The organism is Kiritimatiellia bacterium (genome assembly GCA_028715905.1).
Classification (GTDB): Bacteria; Verrucomicrobiota; Kiritimatiellia; order JAAZAB01; family JAAZAB01; genus JAQUQV01.
Genome location: JAQUQV010000046.1, coordinates 1 through 18,197 on the forward strand (window position 1 = coordinate 1; position 18,197 = coordinate 18,197).

The window sequence follows — 18,197 nt, forward strand, 5'->3', positions numbered from 1 at the left end:
AAGAAGCCGGCCGTTACCGCGCGATGGAGGAACACTTCCAGGCGCATGTCTACGGAAGCGAGCGCTGTTACCGCTATAAGGAAAGTTATAAAAAGGAAGAAGTCTCTCTGGCGCAGATGGAACAAACCATCACCTGCCTGCGGGAAGCCCTGCAACAGCATCAACGGGTGATTAACGAAATTACCGGCTCGTTCGGCTGGCGGCTTTGGCGGAAAATCGCCGGGGCGCTTGACTTCCTGTTCCCGGCCGGCGCGCGCCGCCGGCGTCCTTTGGATAGCTTGCTTGCCATTCTCAAAGGGCGCGGGAAAGCACAGACGCGAATATGAGGTTGACGAGCCGTTCTTCGGCTGTTATATTGTCGTCCAATAAATGATAGAATGATTGTTTATGGCGGGAGGTTTTATGAAAATCAGCAGGTTTTTGTGTGTTCCGGCGGCTTGGCTCGGATTGCTGGCCCTCTCGGTCTGGGCGGCCGGGCCGGGCGGAACAATGAGTGTCCAGGTTAAAAACACTGCCCTCAGGGCCTCGCCCGCTTTTATCGGCAAGGCCATCGCGACCCTTTCCTATGGCGATCAGGTGGCCGTGATTGAATCGCAGGGGCCGTGGATCAAAGTCGGCGCTTCCGGCGGCTTGACCGGCTGGGCGCACACGTCGGCGCTTACGCCTAAGCGCATCGTGCTCCAGTCCGGACGTGAAACGGCGCGGACGAAGGCTTCCGGCGACGAACTGGCGCTGGCCGGCAAGGGGTTTAATTCCGACGTTGAGGGCGAGTTCCGCAAACAGCATCGGAATATTGATTTCACCTGGATTGACCGGATGGAAAAAACACGGGTTTCACCCGGCGAAATGCAGTCCTTTCTCAAGGCGGGCGGCATTACGCCCGGCAAAGGAGGCGCGCAATGAGCGTCAAAGGATTTTTCAATTTTTCTTTGCCGCTTGCCGCGGGTTGCCACGTTGCGGGCCGCTTGTGGGGCACAGCGTTTGTTTTCCTTTTTGCATTTGCGGCCGCGGATGCGCAGATTCTTGACGCCCTTTCAAATATCGGCGCGGAAATCGGCAAACAGACCGGCGTGCTTACCCCTGAGCAGGCCGAATCGGTCAAAAAGGCCGGCGGCGCGGTGGCGAAAACCTTTGAATCCATAACGCCGGAGCAGGAATATTATATCGGCCGCACGGTCGGCGCGGTGATCATCAATAAATACCGCGCCTGCGGCAATGAAGAGGCCGATCATTATCTGAATGTTCTCGGCCAAGCGTTGGCGCAGTTTTCCGACCGGCCGGAGACGTTCGGCGGCTACCATTTTCTGTTTATGGATTCGGATGAAATCAACGCTTTCTCCGCGCCCGGCGGGCTGATTTTTATTTCACGGGGCATGTTGCAGTGTTGTCAGAACGAAGACGCCCTGGCGGCCGTGCTTGCCCATGAAATCGGCCATGTCCAGCGCCAGCACGGACTGCAGGCGATTAAAAACAGCCGTTTGAACGCCGCCTTCTCCATCCTGGCCGCGGAAAGCGCCAAACAATTCGGCGGCCAGGACCTGAAGGATTTGACAACCGCCTTTGAGGGGTCCATCAACGATATTACCGCCACGATGATGAATTCGGGTTATGCGCGCAGCTGCGAAAGGGAAGCCGACAAAGCCGCCGTTGTTATCATGCAGCGCGCCGGTTATGACCCGAACGGCCTGATTGCCATGCTGCTGGAAATGAAAAAACGGCTGAAACCCGGCGGTTTTGATTTCGCCAAAACACACCCCCCCCCGAGTTCGCGGATTGCTGATATCACGCGCGCGATCGGCGCATACCGTCCGGTGTCCGCGCCGGCTTCGCGCCAAACGCGTTTTGCCCGCGTCATGGAGCAAATAAGGCCGTGAAAAGGAACGCGCGCTTTACTGTTTCTTCGCCCAGCGTTTCTTGGTTACCAGAGGACGGGCAAGCATTTGCCTGATTTCCTTGGCGTTCAATTTTCGGACAACATTTTCCGGCACGCCAAGCGCCAGCAAACGCTTGGTCTGACTCTTAATGCGGCGTTTCTTTTCCCGCGGTTTTTTCCCCGCATGTGTAAGCTCCGTGTTCGCGCATCCTGAACCCATGTTTTTTTCCTTTCAAAGACAGGTGTTTTATCGGCGCGCCAATGGTAGCGAAATACGCCGCCGGCGCAACTGTTTTTTTATTGAAATAATCATAGAGCGGTGCCTGCAGGCCTGTCCGGTCGGCCGCTAACATCAGGAAAAGATCATGCTTCCCTCTTGAAATCGTGCGCCGGCGGCGGCGCGGTGGTGCCGCGGATGTCAAGCTCAACGCCGATGATCTGGCGGCGTTTGACGGGCAGGCTTTTCATTCGGCGCAGAAGGGTCTCCAGCGCAACCTGTCCTATTTCCCGCGCGCGCTGGCTGACGGCGGAAATGTTGCCCAGCGCCGATGCCCCGATCACGGAAATATCTTTCGGCGCATTTTTGCCGCATCTTCGCGCCGCCCGCAAAACGCCCATGGCAAGCGGTCCGCTGGCGCAGAAAAAGGCCGTGATTTCCGGGAAATTGCGGATGAGCCCCAACGCCGCTTTTTCTCCGGCTGATTCTTCAAACGGTCCTTGCCAGATCAATTCCTTTCTGGCCGATGTTTTGAATTTCCGGCATGCCTTTGAAAATCCGGCCAGGCGCGCCCGGGCGCTGGTAATTTTTTTCGGGGCGTCCAGCCAGGCAATGTGGCGGTGGCCAAGTTCCAGCAGATGTTTTGCCGCCAGGCAGCCTATCTCCTTGAAGTCATTGCCCACAAACGGCGCTTTGCTTCCCTTCAGGCAATAGTCTATGATGACATAAGGCAGGTCGCCGCAGTTCTCCGCCAGCATGGCGGCGCTGTCGCCCATGCTCGGCGCGATAATCAGGCCGTCAAATTTACGGCGCCGGTAATCAGCCAGAATGTCAGTTTCCATTTCGGGATTGTCGTCCGAAAAATCAAACGTAACCCGATAGCCGCGCTGCCGGGCCTCGCGCACGATGCTTTCAGCCAGTTCAATAAAATAACCGGAGCCGGGCCGGTGCATGACCAGCCCGATCATCTGCGTCCTCTTCAGGGTCAGCGCCTGCGCAATCCCGCTCGGCTGATATTTGTGAAGCTTGGCCGCGGCCATGATTTTCCGGCGGGTTGCGGCGTTGATGTCCGGGTGGCCGCTCATGGCCTTGCTGACGGTGGATTTGGCCACCCCCATCCGCCGCGCCAGTTCTTTGATGCCGATATGTTTTTTAGGCGTCATTTTTTCTAATAATGGCTGTATTCTTCCTGCTGAATCGGCTTGTCAGGAGCATGGCCGGCGGCGTCCATTTTCCATGGTTTTTTGCCGCGGTGGAAGGGTGCGTGAAACTTTTTCGTGAGTTTGCCCTGTTTTTCCAGGTGGGCCAGGCATTCCCGCATGCAGCCGCGCGCGCCTTCAATGGCCGGCCAATGATGGAAGGTTGAAAGAGTTGCCTCGGCGAAGGGAAGCTTTTTGCGCATTTCCGGCCGGCCATCGCCCGGACGGTTGGCGCTTTCCTGACTCAGGTTAAAGTTGACGTCGGACGGCAGAAAAGGGGAAGATTCATGCACGCCGCCGGCATAGGCCAGGGAACAGGCCGGCTGGTTCAGTTTTCCCATTTCATATGTTTTGCCGGCAATGTTCATTTTGACCGTTTCTTTCTCGCTGATGGCTTTTCCGGAACAGGTCCGGGCGCAGAGCATGCACCGGTCGCAGAGTTTTCCGGCAAAAAGGGGGTCCGGTTCCAGGGGCGCATCGGTCAAAATAAACGCCACTCGCTGCATGGGGCCGAATTCCGGCGTCAGCAACAGGTTGCTGTAACCGATTTCTCCCAACCCGGCCGCGACCGCCGCAATGCGGAAATGGAGCATGACGTCCGGGACGGGTTTATCCGGGGAAACCGCTCTGGCCCGGGAGGTCAATTGGGCGTTGCAGTCGCTGACGGCCGCGAAGTGCGACTCCATCGGAATGGGGACCGCCTCCCATTCGTTATCCTCCAGATAACTGCATGTTTTCCGCAGGGTGGTCGGAATCTGAACCTGGTTGATGTGGGCATACCCCATGGTGGCGTAGGAAATGAAATAGGTGCCCTCCTCAATCCCCCGGAAACAGCCGCGGTGGATCCGGAAGGCCAGGGCGATCAGGGCCTTGGCGTCCGGGAAAATATAACGCGGATCCATTTGTTTCGGCGCTCCTTCAAAACGATCCATGGAAGCTATTCCCACCAAATCCGCGCCGGCCTCCAGGGCGGCTTTTTTCAACGCTTTGCTGTTCATATCATCCTCCCTTTTTTATATTTACCACAGACAGGTGTGGTATTCAATTTATCTTGGAATATTTCCCGCCGGCCGGGCAAACCTTCAGACATTTTTCCACAATCACCATGCATGCCTTTTGCAAATGATCCGTTTGTTTCAACGCCTCGCATAAATTTTCGCGCGTAATCGTTTGCGGCGGCTTGAGGTCAGCTTGCGAGCCGATATATTTCGGCCCGGCGTCTCCAATCAGCCCGTATCGTTTTGACCAGTCGCAGCGCAGTCGGTTACAGTTGCCGCGCTTGAATTGTTTGCCTTCAATTGAAAACACCGTTTCTTTACCGCTCAGCGCCAGGGTGGGGCAGGCCTTGACGCATTGCCGGCATTGATGGCATAAGGCCGGTCCGTTATAAAGCGGATCGGCCGTCAGGGGGGCATCGGTTATAATGGATACAAAACGCTGGCGGTTGCCGTATTCGGGCGTCAAAACCGCCCCGGACCAGCCCAGTTCCCCCAGGCCGGCGGCTATGGCGGCAAAGCTGTTGGCCGTTGCGTCGGGATAGAGCCCCGCCCCGCGCCAGGGCATGCCGTAATAGGAGCGCCCGCTGGCGCAGGAGCCGGTTACCAGCCCGGCGGCGCCGTGCAGGTCGTAACTGAACGCCGCCTCGTATCCGCCGCTGCGCAACTGCTTGATAACGTCCAGCGCGATGTCGTCCAACTGGGCGATGGTTTCCGATTGCGCGAAACCATACGGCCCCACGGCCTCCGCCGGCGGCCGGCCGGCGTTGTCAAGGGCGGCGTCAAACCAGTGCATCCCCAGCACGATCACGGCGCGGGCGTCTTTTAAATAATCAAAGGGCGAATAAACACGGATTTTCTTATCCATGATTTTCGGCGCAAAGGCCCCCTTGGAAAGCCGGCCGACGTCCTGGGCGATAAAATAATCGTTTCCTTCCTGCGCGGCAAATTTTTCAATCTGCGGCTGTAATTCCTGCAACCGCCTCGTCGGCGCAATTCCGACCAGATCCGCCCCGCGCTCAAGCGCCAGCGCTTTGAGCCGGACGGTTAATTTCGCGGCATCTTGTTTTTTGACGTGAGCAATAGCCGGCGGGGTTTTGTCCGCCGGATCGGATATGAACGGCGCGCTCGTCAGGAGCAATCCGAGGCGCCGGTCGCCGGCGGCTCCGGCCAGGGCGCCGAGTTTTCCGGCAAAAATCCCGAGGGTCTGGATGCAGCATAATACCGAATAACCCAATTGCTCCAGGTAACGGGTCGCGTCCAGCCCTATAAACACCAGCCGCTGCTGGGCGATGTCCGATGGCAGGTAAGTTTCCTGCATGTTGTTGCGCAATTCGTCCATGTTGGGATAATCGGCGCGCGCGTAGGCGACCTTGCTTGCTTCTGACTGCAGGCCGCGGACGTTGTCCACCCCCAGGAGAACGGCGGAGCGGGCATCCGGCATATAATCCTGCAATTTTATCCCGGTGGCGGCCAGGAAATCTTCGGCCGAAACAATCCGGGTCAAATCGGCGCCGCCGGCGAGCGTGATCCTTTTTACTTCGTCCGCCACTTTGCGGTTGTGATTAGGATATTCATGCCGGGGACCGAACTGGCGTTTCCGGCGCAGCGGCGCGCAGTAAGCCGGATCTTTTTTCCGCAGGTGGGGCGGCAGGCAGAATTTCTGGCAGCGCCCGTTCAGCCAGCCCTCCACGTCGTGCTCTGCCATGGCTTGAATAACGTCCTTTTCGCCGGCCCGGTCCGGAATCGGCACTTTTTTAAGATCCAGCGAAAAATGCTCCCCCCAGGCGCAACGCCATTTGTTGATTTTGACGTACCGCCATGTTTTATCCTCTATATTAACGACGCATTCGCCGTCAATGTCCTTGACCAGGGCGGCGGCGCAGGCTTCGCGGCAGGCTTTGACGCATTGCCGGCATCGGTCGCAGAGGGGCGGTCCGTAATACAAGGGGTCTGCCTGAAGCGGCGCGGAGGTAATCACCGATGCCAGGCGGACGCGGGGGCCGTATTCCGGCGTGATCAGAAGTCCGCTGTAGCCGATATCGCCCAGTCCGGCCGCGGCGCCGGCGTGAATGTGCGATATGTCCGGCAAAAAAACATTGCCGTTGTCAACCTGCTTATAGGCGCGGTAGCGCCAGAGCGAGGTGCAGACGATCGGCATGGATTGAAACCCGTATTTTTCAATGAATTTACCGATCCGGTAACTGGCATGGTCCAGCCGTTTCCAGGCCAGTCCGGTCACTTCGCCCAGGCCGGCCTTCTGGGGGTCGTCTACGCCCGTTAATTCCGTTCCGGCATCGGTCAGGCTCACCGCGATTACGATCACGGACTGCGCATCGGGCATGATTCCGCGCGGACTCAATTCCGGCGGGGCGTTGCGCCAGCGGCCGGCCGCCGCGATTCCGACCAGATCCGCGCCGGCCTCCAGGGCGGCGCTTTTTACCATGGTAGCGGTCAAGTGCATATCCGGGACGCCTCCTTTCTTTTGTTTACCCTGATTCAATCATAGAAACCGGTTTCTGTCAAGAGGAAAAACACGAAAAAATAAAGGCCCGCTTCTTTTGATGCGGTTCCGGCAAAACTGCCCGGCCGGTGTAATTTATTTTTCTTGAAAAATAAGCCGTAAAATAAGATATTTTACCGCTTTATTTTAACGGTGCGTTAATTGTGAAAGGAAGCGCGAATTATGCCGACCGTAATGGAAATGGTGCGTGACAAGGCCAGAAAATTAAACCGCAAAATATGCCTGACTGAAAGCGACGACCCCCGCAACCTGACCGCCGCCGCCCGGCTTGTCCGGACCGGGTTTGCCCGGCCAATCCTTGCGGGCAACGGCGCCGCCATTGAAAAACTGGCGCGGGAACAGTCCATTGACCTGAAAGGCGTGGAAATTGCGGACATACAGAGCTGGCCGCGATTCAACGATTATGTTGACGCAGTTGTTGAAATCCGCAAAAGCAAAGGCCTGAAGCCGGCCCAGGCGCGCGAATGGCTCATGGATACCTGCGCTTTTTCCGCCGCCATGGTCTGCGCCGGCGACGCGCACGGCTATGTTTCCGGCGGGGGCAATCCCAGGGGGTATAATCACAATACCGGCGCGAAAATAAAGCCGGCCCTGCAGTTGTTTAAAACCGTGCCCGGCATCCGCACCGCTTCGGCCTATTTCATCATGCAGTTGGCAAACCGGGAATTGGGTTTTAACGGCGCTCTTTTTTACGCCGATTGCGGGCTCATCATAAACCCCGGCGTGGACCAGCTGGCGGAAATCGCCGTCACAACGGCGAAAACTTTCCGGGCCCTGACCGGCGACGAGCCGCGGGTGGGCATGATCAGCGCTTCAACCAAGGGCTCCGCCCGGGACCCGATCATTGACAAGGTTATTGCGGCCACCGCCAGGGCCAAAACCATGGCGCCGGAAATCAAGATTGACGGCGAACTGCAGTTTGACGCGGCGATCGTGCCGGAAATCGGCGCGCGCAAGGCTTCCGGCTCGCCGGTGGCCGGACGTTGCAACGTTCTCATCTTTCCGGACCTCAATTGCGGCAACACGATTTACAAGGCCACGGAACGGCTCGCCGGCGCGACGGCGACCGGTCCGCTCGTTCAGGGCCTGCGCCGGCCGTTCAACGACGTGTCGCGCGGCTGTTCGGCGGACGATATCGTTGACTGCTCCGCCATGGCCGCCATCATGGAATGGGTTGATTGACTTCACGAGCGACTTGCTGTGTATGTGTTCCCATCTTCCGGATTGTATCCGGCTTAAGGCGCGGGAAATAACGGGAGGGGACAAAAAAGCCGTCGGATGCCTATTGCTTTTTTGCTCAAGATCATTTATTGTTTGCGTCTATGAAAACCGTAGTTCTCGCATATCACGATATAGGTTGCGTCGGGATTGAAGCCCTTCTGCGGAATGGGTTTGATGTCCAGGCCGTCTTTACCCATCGCGACAACCCCGCGGAAAACATCTGGTTCCGGTCGGCCGCCGAATGCGCCGCTTCCGCCGGTATCCCGGTTTACGCGCCGGACAATATCAACCATCCGCTCTGGGTCGCCAGGATCAAGGCCATGCAGCCGGATGTCATTTTTTCATTTTATTACCGCCAGATGGTCAAACAGCCCATCCTTGATATTCCGCCCCGGGGCTGTTTTAACCTGCACGGCTCGCTGCTGCCGAAATACCGCGGGCGTTGCCCGGTCAACTGGGTCTTGATCAATGGCGAAAAGGAAACCGGCGTGACGCTCCATTATATGACGCCCCGCCCGGACGACGGCGATATCGTCTCCCAGGCAAGGGTAAAAATTGACGGCAACGACACGGCCCGGACGCTTTTCGGCAAAATGACCCTGGCCGCCGTGAAACTGCTGGATGAAGCTTTGCCGCTGATTTCGGCCGGCAAGGCAATGCGTAAAAAACAGAACAACTCTTTAGCCACTTATTTCGGCGGCCGCCGGCCGGAAGACGGCGAGATTGACTGGAGCAAGGATGCGGACCAAATAAGCAATCTTGTCCGGGCGGTAACGAAGCCTTACCCGGGGGCCTTTACTTTTTCCGGCGGCCGCAAAATTATCGTCTGGTCGGCCGCGGTTAAAACCGGCCGCAAGCACGGCCCGCCGGGCTCGGTTTTGAGCGCGGATCCCCTCGTAATTGCCTGCGGCCGGGGGGCATTGCAGATTGATTTTGCCCAGGGTGAGAATGATGTCTTTCTGAAAGGGCCGCAGCTTGCCAATTCACTGGCAATTGTGAAGGGCAGCCTGCTTGGGCCGCGCCGAAAGGCGAAAACCGGCCATAAGACCACCGTCCTGATCCTGGGGGTGAACGGTTTTATCGGCAACGCGCTCAGCGAGCGCCTGCTGGAACACGGCGGCTACGAAATCCACGGCATGGATTTGAGCTCGGATAAAATTGCGCGGCTCCTGAAAAATAAAAGTTTTCATTTTGACGAGGGCGATATATCCATTCACCGCGAGTGGATTGAATACCATGTCCGGAAATGCGACGTTGTCCTTCCGCTGGTGGCCATTGCCACCCCGATTGAATACGTGCGCAATCCCCTGCGCGTCTTCAATCTGGATTTTGAGGAAAACCTGCGGGTGGTGCGTTACTGCGCCAAGTACCGGAAACGGATTATATTTCCTTCAACCTCGGAAGTCTACGGGATGTGCGATGACGATGAGTTTGACGAGGACAAGTCCCGCCTGATTCTCGGTCCGATCCGCATGGAGCGCTGGATTTATTCCAGCTCCAAGCAACTCCTTGACCGTGTGATCTGGGCCTACGGCCGGCACGAAGGCCTGCGCTTTACGCTCTTCCGTCCCTTTAACTGGATCGGCCCGCGCCTGGACAGCCTCATGGCCGCGCGCATCGGCAGTTCGCGCGCCATTACCCAGTTGATTCTCAACCTGGTGGAGGGCAGTCCCATCCGCCTGGTGGACGGCGGCGGACAGAAAAGATGTTTCACCGACGTCCGCGACGGCATAGAGTGCCTTTTCAGAATCATTGAAAATCCGGGCGGGGTCTGCGACGGCCAGATATTCAACATCGGCAATCCGGAAAACGAGGCCAGCATCCGGGAACTGGCCGAAATCATCGCGCGCAAATTTGACCGCCATCCTCTGCGCGGCAAATTCCCGCCGTTTGCCGGCATGCTGGAAATTGAAAGCGGAAAATATTACGGCGAGGGTTACCAGGATGTGGCGCACCGTCGGCCCAGCATCGCCAAGGCCGGAAAACTGCTCGGCTGGAAACCGCAGGTCGGCCTGGAAGGGGCGGTTGACCGGACGCTGGATTTCTTTCTTAAGGAGGCCGCCGGTTCCGGCGAATTCAACCTCGCATCGGATGAATGAATCCCGGATTTTTTTTGATTTGAATGAAAATCGGGCTGAGAGTTGACGTGGATACATTCCGCGGCACACGCGCCGGCGTTCCCGCTCTCCTGGAAATATTTTCCGCGAATTGTATCCGGGCCTCCTTCTTTTTTTCGGCCGGTCCCGACAATATGGGCCGGCATCTCCGCCGCCTTTTCAAACCCGCTTTCCTCATGAAGATGCTGCGAAGCAGGGCGGGCAAACTTTACGGCTGGGATATTCTCCTGCGCGGCACAATCTGGCCGGGGCCGGTCATCGGCGAAAAATGCAGGGAAATCATCCGCGCGGCGGACGCGGCCGGCCATGAAATCGGCCTGCATGCCTGGGATCATCATAAATGGCAGGCCGGCATTGAAAAAATGGATGCTTCCGCAATCCATGCGGAATTGCGGCGCGGTTTTGAAATGCTTGCCGATGTTATCGGGCGGCCGGTCAACTGTTCCGCCGTGCCGGGTTGGAAATGCGCGGAGCAGGTTCTGGTTGAAAAATTGAAATTCCCCTTCGTTTACAACAGCGACTGCCGCGGGGCTTCGGTCTTTTTTCCGGTGGTTGCCGGCCGGCGGCTTGCCCAGCCCCAGGTGCCGGTAACTTTGCCGACCTACGATGAAGTGGCCGGCCGCAACGGTGTTAGTTCCGAATCGTTCGGCGATTACGTGCTTTCCCAATTGCGGCCGGATAAACTCAATGTTCTGACGATTCATGCCGAGGCGGAAGGCATTGCGGTTAAAGATGAATTTATTAAATTGATTAAAAATGCCAAGGCGCTTGGCCACGAGTTTTGTCCGCTGGGCGCATTGATAGTCGCCGCCGATGTAATTCCGGCCGGTATAATTTCAGAAGGAAAAATTCCCGGCCGGGAAGGGTGGGTAAGCGTGCAGGGGGCATGGAATCAGGAACATTGAATGTTCAATTTCCAATTATCAATTTTTATTCGTTTTCTCCAGAATACCCCGCGGCTCGCGGCCGTCCGCAGTCGCGCCATCCTGGTTTTATAACGGAGGAAATATGCCGGTTGTTCCGTCTTCGTCCCCTTTGCCGTATTTTACATGAAACAGCCTGTCCGGCTTGACTTTCTCTGGGCCGGCCTGTGCCTCTGCGGCGCGGTCTTCTTTATTTTCCGCGGGGGGAGTTGATTTTCGGCCTGGCGCGGCAACCGTCGTTCTTTGCTCCAAATAACGGCGTCCATCCCGGTATTGATGCGCGTTCAACAACATCAATAAATCGCCGGGAAAGGACGCCGGCGAAAATGTTTCGCGGGAAAAAACATCCGGAATTCAAGGCAAATCCTTCCGCGCCGGCCGCTGCGCGAAAAAAATAAAAAAAAGATTTGACAAACCCCGGGCGCGTTGTTATTTTAGTGCTAAAACGATATATCATACGTTCGTCCGGCGTGGAAGAAAAAAAATGAGGGCAAACATCAAGGACGTGGCGCGGAAGAGCGGTTATTCAATTTCGGCCGTTTCGCAGGCTTTGAACAACATGCCCGGAACACGTCTCAGCGAAAAGGCCAGGGAAAAAATCGCAAAATGCGCCAAGCGGCTTGCCTATCGTCCGCACCCAACGGCGTTGGCCCTGCGGCGGGGGCGCGGGGCCGCCGTAAGCCTGATTCTGCCGGATATTTTTAACCCGTTTTTTATGGACATTGCCAGCGGCGTCCAGGGCGCCCTGGCGGCGCAGGGCTACGAGGCGTTGATCCAGCATTGCGGGCACGACCTGAAACGGGAGCAAATCCTTTTAGCGCAGGCCGTTGAACGCCGGGCGGAGGGGGTCGTGATCCTGGCGATGAATAACGCGCAACATTACGGCCGGTATGCGCGCCGCCTGCCCCTGGTGCGTCTTTCCGGAATACGGAGCGGCGGTGGAGGAACAAGGATTGACAGCGTGGCTTTTGACCTGACGAGCGGCTTTTGTCAGGCGGCGGATTATTTAATCAAACTGGGGCATACGCGCATCGGGTTATTGAATCGGCGTTTTGACCGGCGGCTGATCCACAGCAGGCGGGCTGGATATATCAAGGCTTTGCGGCAAGGCGGGATTGTTTTTGACGCCGGCCGGGTTTTTGAGGTGGATGGTTTTAGCGCCGAGGCGGGCTATGAATTCGGGCGTGATCATCGTGATTTTCTGCGGAAATTGACGGCCCTGCTGGCATATAACGACGTCATGGCCATCGGTCTCATGAAAGCGGCGCGCGAATCCGGCCTGAAAATACCGGGAGATTTATCCATTATCGGCTGTGACGGAATTCTCTGGGGGGAATACAGCGATCCGCCGCTCACGACCGTTTGCATGCCGGGGCGCGTGGCGGGGCAAGAAGCCGGGCGCATATTGCTGGAGAGGATGCAAGGGCGCACGGAACGCAACCAGGGCGAGCAGGCAATCATGCCGACGTCTTTGATAGTTAGAAACAGTTGCGGCGCAATTTAATGCATAGGAATTTCAATGTTGTCTATTTTTTGTAGGGGCTTCGCTCGTCGAAGCCCTCTGAAGGGGCGCGACAAGCACGCCCCCTACATGCGAAAAATAACAGTTGCCGCCTTTTGGCGGCCTAATTTAAACGTAGGCCGCAACGCGGTAAACATCATCATAGGAGGAGGCCAGAGACAATGAAAACAGAACGAATACAGGAACCCCAAAGAGAAGTGGATGTTGTGGAACAAGCCGATGTGGTCGTAATCGGAAGCGGTCCCGGCGGATTAACGGCGGCCGTTGCCGCCGCGCGGCAGGGGGCCAAAACGGTCATTGTTGAAAGATACGGCGTGTTCGGCGGCCTGGCCACCACCTGCCTGATGGGACCGCTTTTCGGTTATGCGCCGTTGGGAGGCTATTCGGCCAAAAAGGGGAAACAGAGAAAAGAACAGTATATTTATGGCGATGCCCATGCCATGCCCATTCTGGACGGGTTGCCGGTGGAAATCGTCAGGCGCCTGCAAAAAATCGGAGGGGCGCCGGATAACGGTAAAATAGACTGGAAATCCGTCAGGTTTGATCCGGAATTGTTCAAATTTGTCTGTGACGACATGGTTACGGAGGCGAAAGTAATACCATACCTGCATTCATACTGCGTGAATGCGGTTGTCAGGGATGGAAAAATCAAAGCGATTGTCGTGGAAAGCAAATCCGGACGGCAGGCCATCAAGGGAAAAATTTTCATTGACGCCACCGGCGACGGAGACGTGGCGTTTTTCAGCGGCTGCTCGTATAACAAAGGCCGCCCGGCGGACGGCGCCACGCAGTCGTTCGGTTCCAGGTTCCGCATCGGCGGGGTCAGGAAAAGAACGGCGGCTGAAAAGGAGAAATGTCTTAAGTTATGCGGCAAGGCTATTGCGGAGAAAAAAATCCGCGCTTTTGCGGCGATTGATTTCAGCGAACAGGGATCCACGGTGCGCGAGAGCGAGATATCTCCCGATATTACCAGATGCCGCGGGGATGGCACTAATGTGAAGGATTTGATTGCTGCGGAGATCCAGGTGAGGAAAGATACTTATGAAATGTTCAGGTTTTTAAAGGCGAAGGCCCCCGGATTTGAATCCTCCTATCTGATTGACACGCCGTTTACGATCGGCGTGCGGGAAACAAGGCAGATTGAAGGGCTTTACAAGCTCACCAATGACGACGTTAATCATGGCAGGAAATTTCCGGAGCGCACGATTGCCAGGGGCTGCTGGTACCTTGACATTCATTGCCCGTTGGGCCGGCTTACATCCGGCGCCGGTAAATTTGCCCCGCTTTGCTCGCTGGAATGCGAAATCAATCCGCCCTGCTTCATGAAACTCAAGCACAAGGAACAGTTGATTCCTTATCTCAGACTGCCGGACAATGATTATTATGACATTCCCTATGATTGCCTGGTATCAAAAGACATCGGCAATCTTTTGATATCCGGCCGCTGTATTTCCGCAACGCACGGCGCCATGTCGTCCTTGCGCGTCATCGGGACATGCTTTGCGATCGGCGAGGGAGCGGGCGTGGCCGGCGCGTTGTGCGCCCAGGCGGCGGTCAAGCCGGCGGCGCTGGACGCGGGTAAACTGCAAAAAGCATTGAAGGAAAGCGGCGTTCCGCTTTAAGGCGGCATTTTAGGAGGGATTAATGTTCATCAATCATTGGCATGTCTTTCCTGATAATGCCATAGATCGGGCGCAGGTTCCGTATGTCCTGGGGGATGGTTCATTGGCGGAAATGGCGGATATCATGAAAAGCGCGGGTGTAGCGCGGGCGGTGGCGTTTGCCCCGGGCATTTCCTGCATGCCCCGGGACACCTGGTATAAAATAAAATTCAAAACCGCCCGCGAATGCAACGAATGGCTGTTTCAAGCGCTTAAGGGGTATGAAAACATTACCGGATTTGCGAACGTAAATCCCAGGGACCCGGATTGCTGCGATGTTCTCAATGATTATTTTGAGAAGGGTTTCAAGGGCGTCAAGCTTCACCCGCCCTGCTGCCGGATAAGAACAAACGATCCGCGTTATGATCAATATTATCGGACCATTGAGCGCGCCGGGTTCCCGGTTTCAGTCCATACCGGCATCCACGGCTGGCAGACGGAGCATTACCTCCCGATTCTCATGGGGGACGTCGCCGGAAAATTTCCGGATCTGAAGCTGATCCTGGAGCATGTCGGCGGCAATGATTATTTTGACCAGGCCTTGGCGGTGATGGTCAAGAATAAAAATTGCTACGCGGGCATAACCCAGAATTCAGGCCGGTGCGCGAGATATTTTCTGTCAGATGAAAAAATCAAACTGTTGCTTGACAAAATCGGCGTTGACCGGATCATTTATGGTCTTGATTACCCGTGGAACAGCGGCCGACAAGGTTTGCTTGATGATATCCGCTGGATTTCCGGTTGGGGGTTGTCGCAGGATGAGCAAGAGAAGGTTTTGGGCGGAAACCTTGCGAAATTGGTTGATTTTTAGGTCGGGCGCATGAATATCAAGCGTCTCCAAAACGAAATAACGTTGTTCAACAGCAACCTGCATATCCACACCCGCTTTTCCGCATGCGCGGACAGGGATATGACCGTTGCCAACATAATCGCGCGCGCCCAATCGGCGAATCTTAAAATAATCGCGCTGGTTGATCACCATCATCCCGGGGCCGGCCTGCTGGATAATATCCTTTGCCTGAAAAGCGATTTGCTCAAGATCGCGCCGGAGATCAAGGTTGTTTTCGGCGCGGAACTGTCAGCCTACGGCATCGGCAAATATTCCGATACGAAGGAGATGAACCGGGAACTTGATTACCGGCTTTACGCCTGCACGCATTATAATCTTGATTGCTGGGAACAGCCGCAAGATACGTCGCCGCGCGGATATGCCCGGCATATGCTGGCGGTGGTTGCGGAACTGATAAAGTCCGGCCGGGCGGACTGCATTGCGCATCCGTTCGCGTCGGCTTATTTGAAAGGCAAATTCAATGACCCCACCGTGGCGACAAAAGCCATTACGGACACGGAATTGTGCGGGATTCTTAAGATGGGGAAGGAACGAAAAGTGGCGTGGGAAATAAACGCCAATGTTCTCGGACGGGACGCGGATTTCAGGCGTAGATATTTGGCGTTCGGCAAGCGCCTTGGCGTGACGTTTTATCTGGGCACGGACGCCCACAAGCTGGATGAAATTGATACAAGGCGGTTTTTGGCGGACGAGTCGGTCGCAAAACTTCTTGCGGAGCCGCCGGCGCGCGTTCCTTCATCGCTTGGCAATCATCATAAGGGTGTTTTATGAATCCGAAAAGATCCGTTCATCTTGATTTTCATACCATGCCCGGAATTTATGACGTGGGGCGTGATTTTGACGCGGATGAATTTGCGCAGACGCTGAAGGAAGCGCACGTGGAATATATTACGGTTTTTGCCAGGTGCAATCTCGGTTTTGCCTATTACCCGACCAGGATCGGCGTTCCCCATCCGGGGCTGAAAAGGGATTTGCTGGGCGGCATGGTGAAGGCATGCCACAAGCAGGATATTCAGGTGGCGGCTTATTTCAACGCGGGCATAGACCATGAGCATGCCTTGCGCCATCGCGATTGGTGCAAACTGGACAAGGAAGGCCATGTTTACCACTGCAAGCGGATGGGGTCTGCTTTTCGGAATCTTTGTCTGAATACTCCCTATCAGCGGTATCTGATCGGCATGATCCGGGAGGTGCTCGGCAAATATCCGGTGGACGGCATATTCCTTGATTGTTTTGACCTGTCGCCGTGTTACGGGAAAGAATGTCTTGACGGGATGAAACGGATGGGAATGGACCCGACCAGCGAGGAAGACGCAAGGCGCTACTGCGTCCTGGCGACCGATCGTTTCCTGGAGGAAGTCAAGGGCATCATCAGGAAACAAAAACGCCCGATCCGTCTTTGTCTGAACGGCATCCCTTATCGGAAACAGCCGACGCATATTGAAATTGAGGTGTTGCCGGCCGGTTGGTGGGGATACGAATATCTTCCCTGGGTGATCAGGTACGCCCGCACCCTGAACAAACCATACCTCACCATGACCGGACGGTTTCATAACAGTTGGGGCGACTTTTGCGGCTTGCGTCCGGAGCACTCGTTGTTGTTTGACTGTTTGAATTCAATCGCCAACGGAGGCGCTTGCATGGTCGGCGATCATATGCACCCGCGCGGAAAACTGGAAAAAGGAGTTTATCGGCTTATCGGGAAGGTCTATTCAAAGATCAAGGAATTGGAGCCATGGACCATTAACGCCGCCCCGGCGGCTGAAATGGCGATTATCAGTCCGGAGCTTAAGCAAAAGGGGCCGCACTACATCAGCCAGCGCGAACGGGCGGCCGTTATCGGGGCAACCCGCATGCTTATGGAGCTCAAATATCAGTTTGACGTTTCAGACGGGGAGGGCGACTGGTCGCGTTACCGCGTGATTATTTTGCCAGATCATGTTCTTGTTGACGCCGGCCTGGGGAAAAAGCTGGCAAAGCACCTGAAAAGCGGAGGTGTTATTATCAGTTCGGCCTGGGCGGGGTTGAATCCCGGCAAGCAGAAGTTTGCCCTGAAAGAATACAAAATTTCCTGCGCCGGTCCGGAACCGTTCAATGTGGCTTTTTTCAAGCCGGCGCGGGAAGTTGCCCGGGATTTGCCCGAGATGCTGACCACAATCTATACTCCCGGAATTGCCATGAAAGCAGGGGCTGGCGCCAGGGAACTGGCCGGGCTGTGCCGGCCGTACTTTAATTTGAAATCATGGGACGGCTATCATGAAAACATGTATATCCCGCCTGAAAAAAGCGCCGGGCGTCCCGCCCTGTTGCAATGCGGGAATGTTTTCCACTTTGGTTTTCCTGTTTTTGAGTCATATCACGAGCATGCCGTGATTGCTTACCGGACGCTTGTCCGCAACTGCATTGAAAAAGCGTTTCCTGAACCGATGATCAGGACGGCCGGATTGCCTTCCTTTGCCCAGGCGGCGGTTACGCAAAAGGGGGACAGGACCATGGTCCATGTCCTGGCTTATGTTCCTGAGCGGCGCGGCCCCAAAATGCAAATCATTGAAGACCCGGTACAGGTTATTGATGCGCAATTGTTCCTCCGCCGGGACGGACATGAACTTCGCGAGGTTTACCTTGCGCCCGGGAAACAACCGTTAGGCTTCTCGGCAGACGCTCGTTACTGGAAGGTCGTGATTCCCAAAATATCCGGCTATCAAATGATCGTTTTTGAAATGAAAAAACAAATAAATTGCAGGAAACAGTCATCATAATGGAGGGAAAATTAAAAATAATGAAACAGAAATTAACGGCAACCTTGGTATTATTGTTGATTACCTCATGCCGGCCGGCCTATGCGCCGGCTGAGCGGTTGAGCGCCAATGATCAGGTCGCTGATGCGCCCCAAATAGTTTTTGCCATAAAAACTGATGCTCCGCCCGCCCGCGAATTCAAAACAGATGATGTCTGCTGGAAAGACAGGCGCGAAAACGGTTTCATGCCGGCGGACGCAAGCAAATCGCTCAAAAAGCAATCGTCCCTCGCGCTTTGTTATGACGCCCGGAACCTGTATATCATGATGGAATTCATGGAGCCGGATGTGTCCCGGA

At 55.8% G+C, this 18,197-nt stretch carries 16 protein-coding genes and 1 pseudogene; 13 read left to right on the forward strand and 4 right to left on the reverse strand.

The genetic code is table 11. The features are described 5' to 3' along the window. The 3 genes from PHP98_08990 to PHP98_09000 all read left to right on the forward strand — a co-directional run. On the forward strand, nt 1–326 hold a 326-nt coding region (locus tag PHP98_08990), incomplete at its 5' end, for a hypothetical protein (GenBank protein ID MDD5483769.1). A 76-nt stretch (nt 327–402) separates the two neighbouring features. Beyond that, nucleotides 403–903, forward strand: a complete 501-nt coding sequence (locus PHP98_08995; protein MDD5483770.1) for an SH3 domain-containing protein — start codon at nt 403–405, stop codon at nt 901–903. Further along, nucleotides 900–1,874: a M48 family metallopeptidase gene (locus tag PHP98_09000; GenBank protein MDD5483771.1), complete on the forward strand. Its 975-nt coding sequence runs from the start codon at nt 900–902 to the stop codon at nt 1,872–1,874. The genes PHP98_08995 and PHP98_09000 overlap by 4 nt, the downstream gene beginning before the upstream one ends. Nucleotides 1,875–1,889: 15 nt before the next feature. Here the strand turns inward: PHP98_09000 and PHP98_09005 are convergent, their stop codons facing one another. The 4 genes from PHP98_09005 to PHP98_09020 form a co-directional block, all read right to left on the reverse strand. Continuing rightward, nucleotides 1,890–2,093, reverse strand: coding sequence for a hypothetical protein (locus tag PHP98_09005; GenBank protein MDD5483772.1), 204 nt, complete (start codon nt 2,091–2,093; stop codon nt 1,890–1,892). Nucleotides 2,094–2,236: 143 nt separating this feature from the next. Next, nucleotides 2,237–3,253: a LacI family DNA-binding transcriptional regulator gene (locus tag PHP98_09010; GenBank protein MDD5483773.1), complete on the reverse strand. Its 1,017-nt coding sequence runs from the start codon at nt 3,251–3,253 to the stop codon at nt 2,237–2,239. Nucleotides 3,254–3,258: 5 nt separating this feature from the next. After that, a complete protein-coding gene (locus tag PHP98_09015) occupies nt 3,259–4,287 on the reverse strand; it encodes a hypothetical protein (protein MDD5483774.1) in 1,029 nt (342 codons plus the stop codon). Between the two features lie 43 nt (nt 4,288–4,330). Beyond that, nucleotides 4,331–6,748 (reverse strand): hypothetical protein, encoded by a 2,418-nt coding sequence (locus PHP98_09020; protein MDD5483775.1) that lies wholly within the window; start codon nt 6,746–6,748, stop codon nt 4,331–4,333. Between the two features lie 222 nt (nt 6,749–6,970). On the opposite strand from PHP98_09020, the gene PHP98_09025 reads away from it, so the two are divergent. The 10 genes and pseudogenes from PHP98_09025 to PHP98_09070 all read left to right on the forward strand — a co-directional run. Beyond that, nucleotides 6,971–7,990: a phosphate acyltransferase gene (locus tag PHP98_09025; protein MDD5483776.1), complete on the forward strand. Its 1,020-nt coding sequence runs from the start codon at nt 6,971–6,973 to the stop codon at nt 7,988–7,990. A gap of 140 nt (nt 7,991–8,130) precedes the next feature. Then, nucleotides 8,131–10,128, forward strand: a complete 1,998-nt coding sequence (gene arnA / locus PHP98_09030) for a bifunctional UDP-4-amino-4-deoxy-L-arabinose formyltransferase/UDP-glucuronic acid oxidase ArnA (GenBank protein MDD5483777.1) — start codon at nt 8,131–8,133, stop codon at nt 10,126–10,128. A gap of 23 nt (nt 10,129–10,151) precedes the next feature. After that, the gene (arnD, locus tag PHP98_09035; GenBank protein MDD5483778.1) at nt 10,152–11,051 is read left to right on the forward strand and encodes a 4-deoxy-4-formamido-L-arabinose-phosphoundecaprenol deformylase; all 900 of its coding nucleotides are present in this window, start codon (nt 10,152–10,154) and stop codon (nt 11,049–11,051) included. Nucleotides 11,052–11,165: 114 nt separating this feature from the next. Beyond that, nucleotides 11,166–11,282, forward strand: a pseudogene (locus PHP98_09040) (DMT family protein). 271 nt (nt 11,283–11,553) lie between these two features. After that, nucleotides 11,554–12,573: a LacI family DNA-binding transcriptional regulator gene (locus tag PHP98_09045; GenBank protein ID MDD5483779.1), complete on the forward strand. Its 1,020-nt coding sequence runs from the start codon at nt 11,554–11,556 to the stop codon at nt 12,571–12,573. Nucleotides 12,574–12,752: 179 nt separating this feature from the next. Then, the gene (locus PHP98_09050) at nt 12,753–14,213 is read left to right on the forward strand and encodes an FAD-dependent oxidoreductase (GenBank protein ID MDD5483780.1); all 1,461 of its coding nucleotides are present in this window, start codon (nt 12,753–12,755) and stop codon (nt 14,211–14,213) included. A 22-nt stretch (nt 14,214–14,235) separates the two neighbouring features. Beyond that, nucleotides 14,236–15,063 carry an amidohydrolase family protein gene (locus tag PHP98_09055; GenBank protein MDD5483781.1) on the forward strand — a complete coding sequence of 276 codons (828 nt, stop codon included), beginning with the start codon at nt 14,236–14,238 and terminating at the stop codon, nt 15,061–15,063. A 9-nt stretch (nt 15,064–15,072) separates the two neighbouring features. Then, the gene (locus PHP98_09060; GenBank protein ID MDD5483782.1) at nt 15,073–15,873 is read left to right on the forward strand and encodes a PHP domain-containing protein; all 801 of its coding nucleotides are present in this window, start codon (nt 15,073–15,075) and stop codon (nt 15,871–15,873) included. Further along, complete coding sequence (locus tag PHP98_09065) at nt 15,870–17,861, forward strand: beta-galactosidase trimerization domain-containing protein (protein MDD5483783.1); 1,992 nt, start codon at nt 15,870–15,872, stop codon at nt 17,859–17,861. The genes PHP98_09060 and PHP98_09065 overlap by 4 nt, the downstream gene beginning before the upstream one ends. A 20-nt stretch (nt 17,862–17,881) precedes the next feature. Beyond that, nucleotides 17,882–18,197, forward strand: a 316-nt coding sequence (locus PHP98_09070; GenBank protein MDD5483784.1) for a hypothetical protein, incomplete at its 3' end; no start/stop codon positions are given.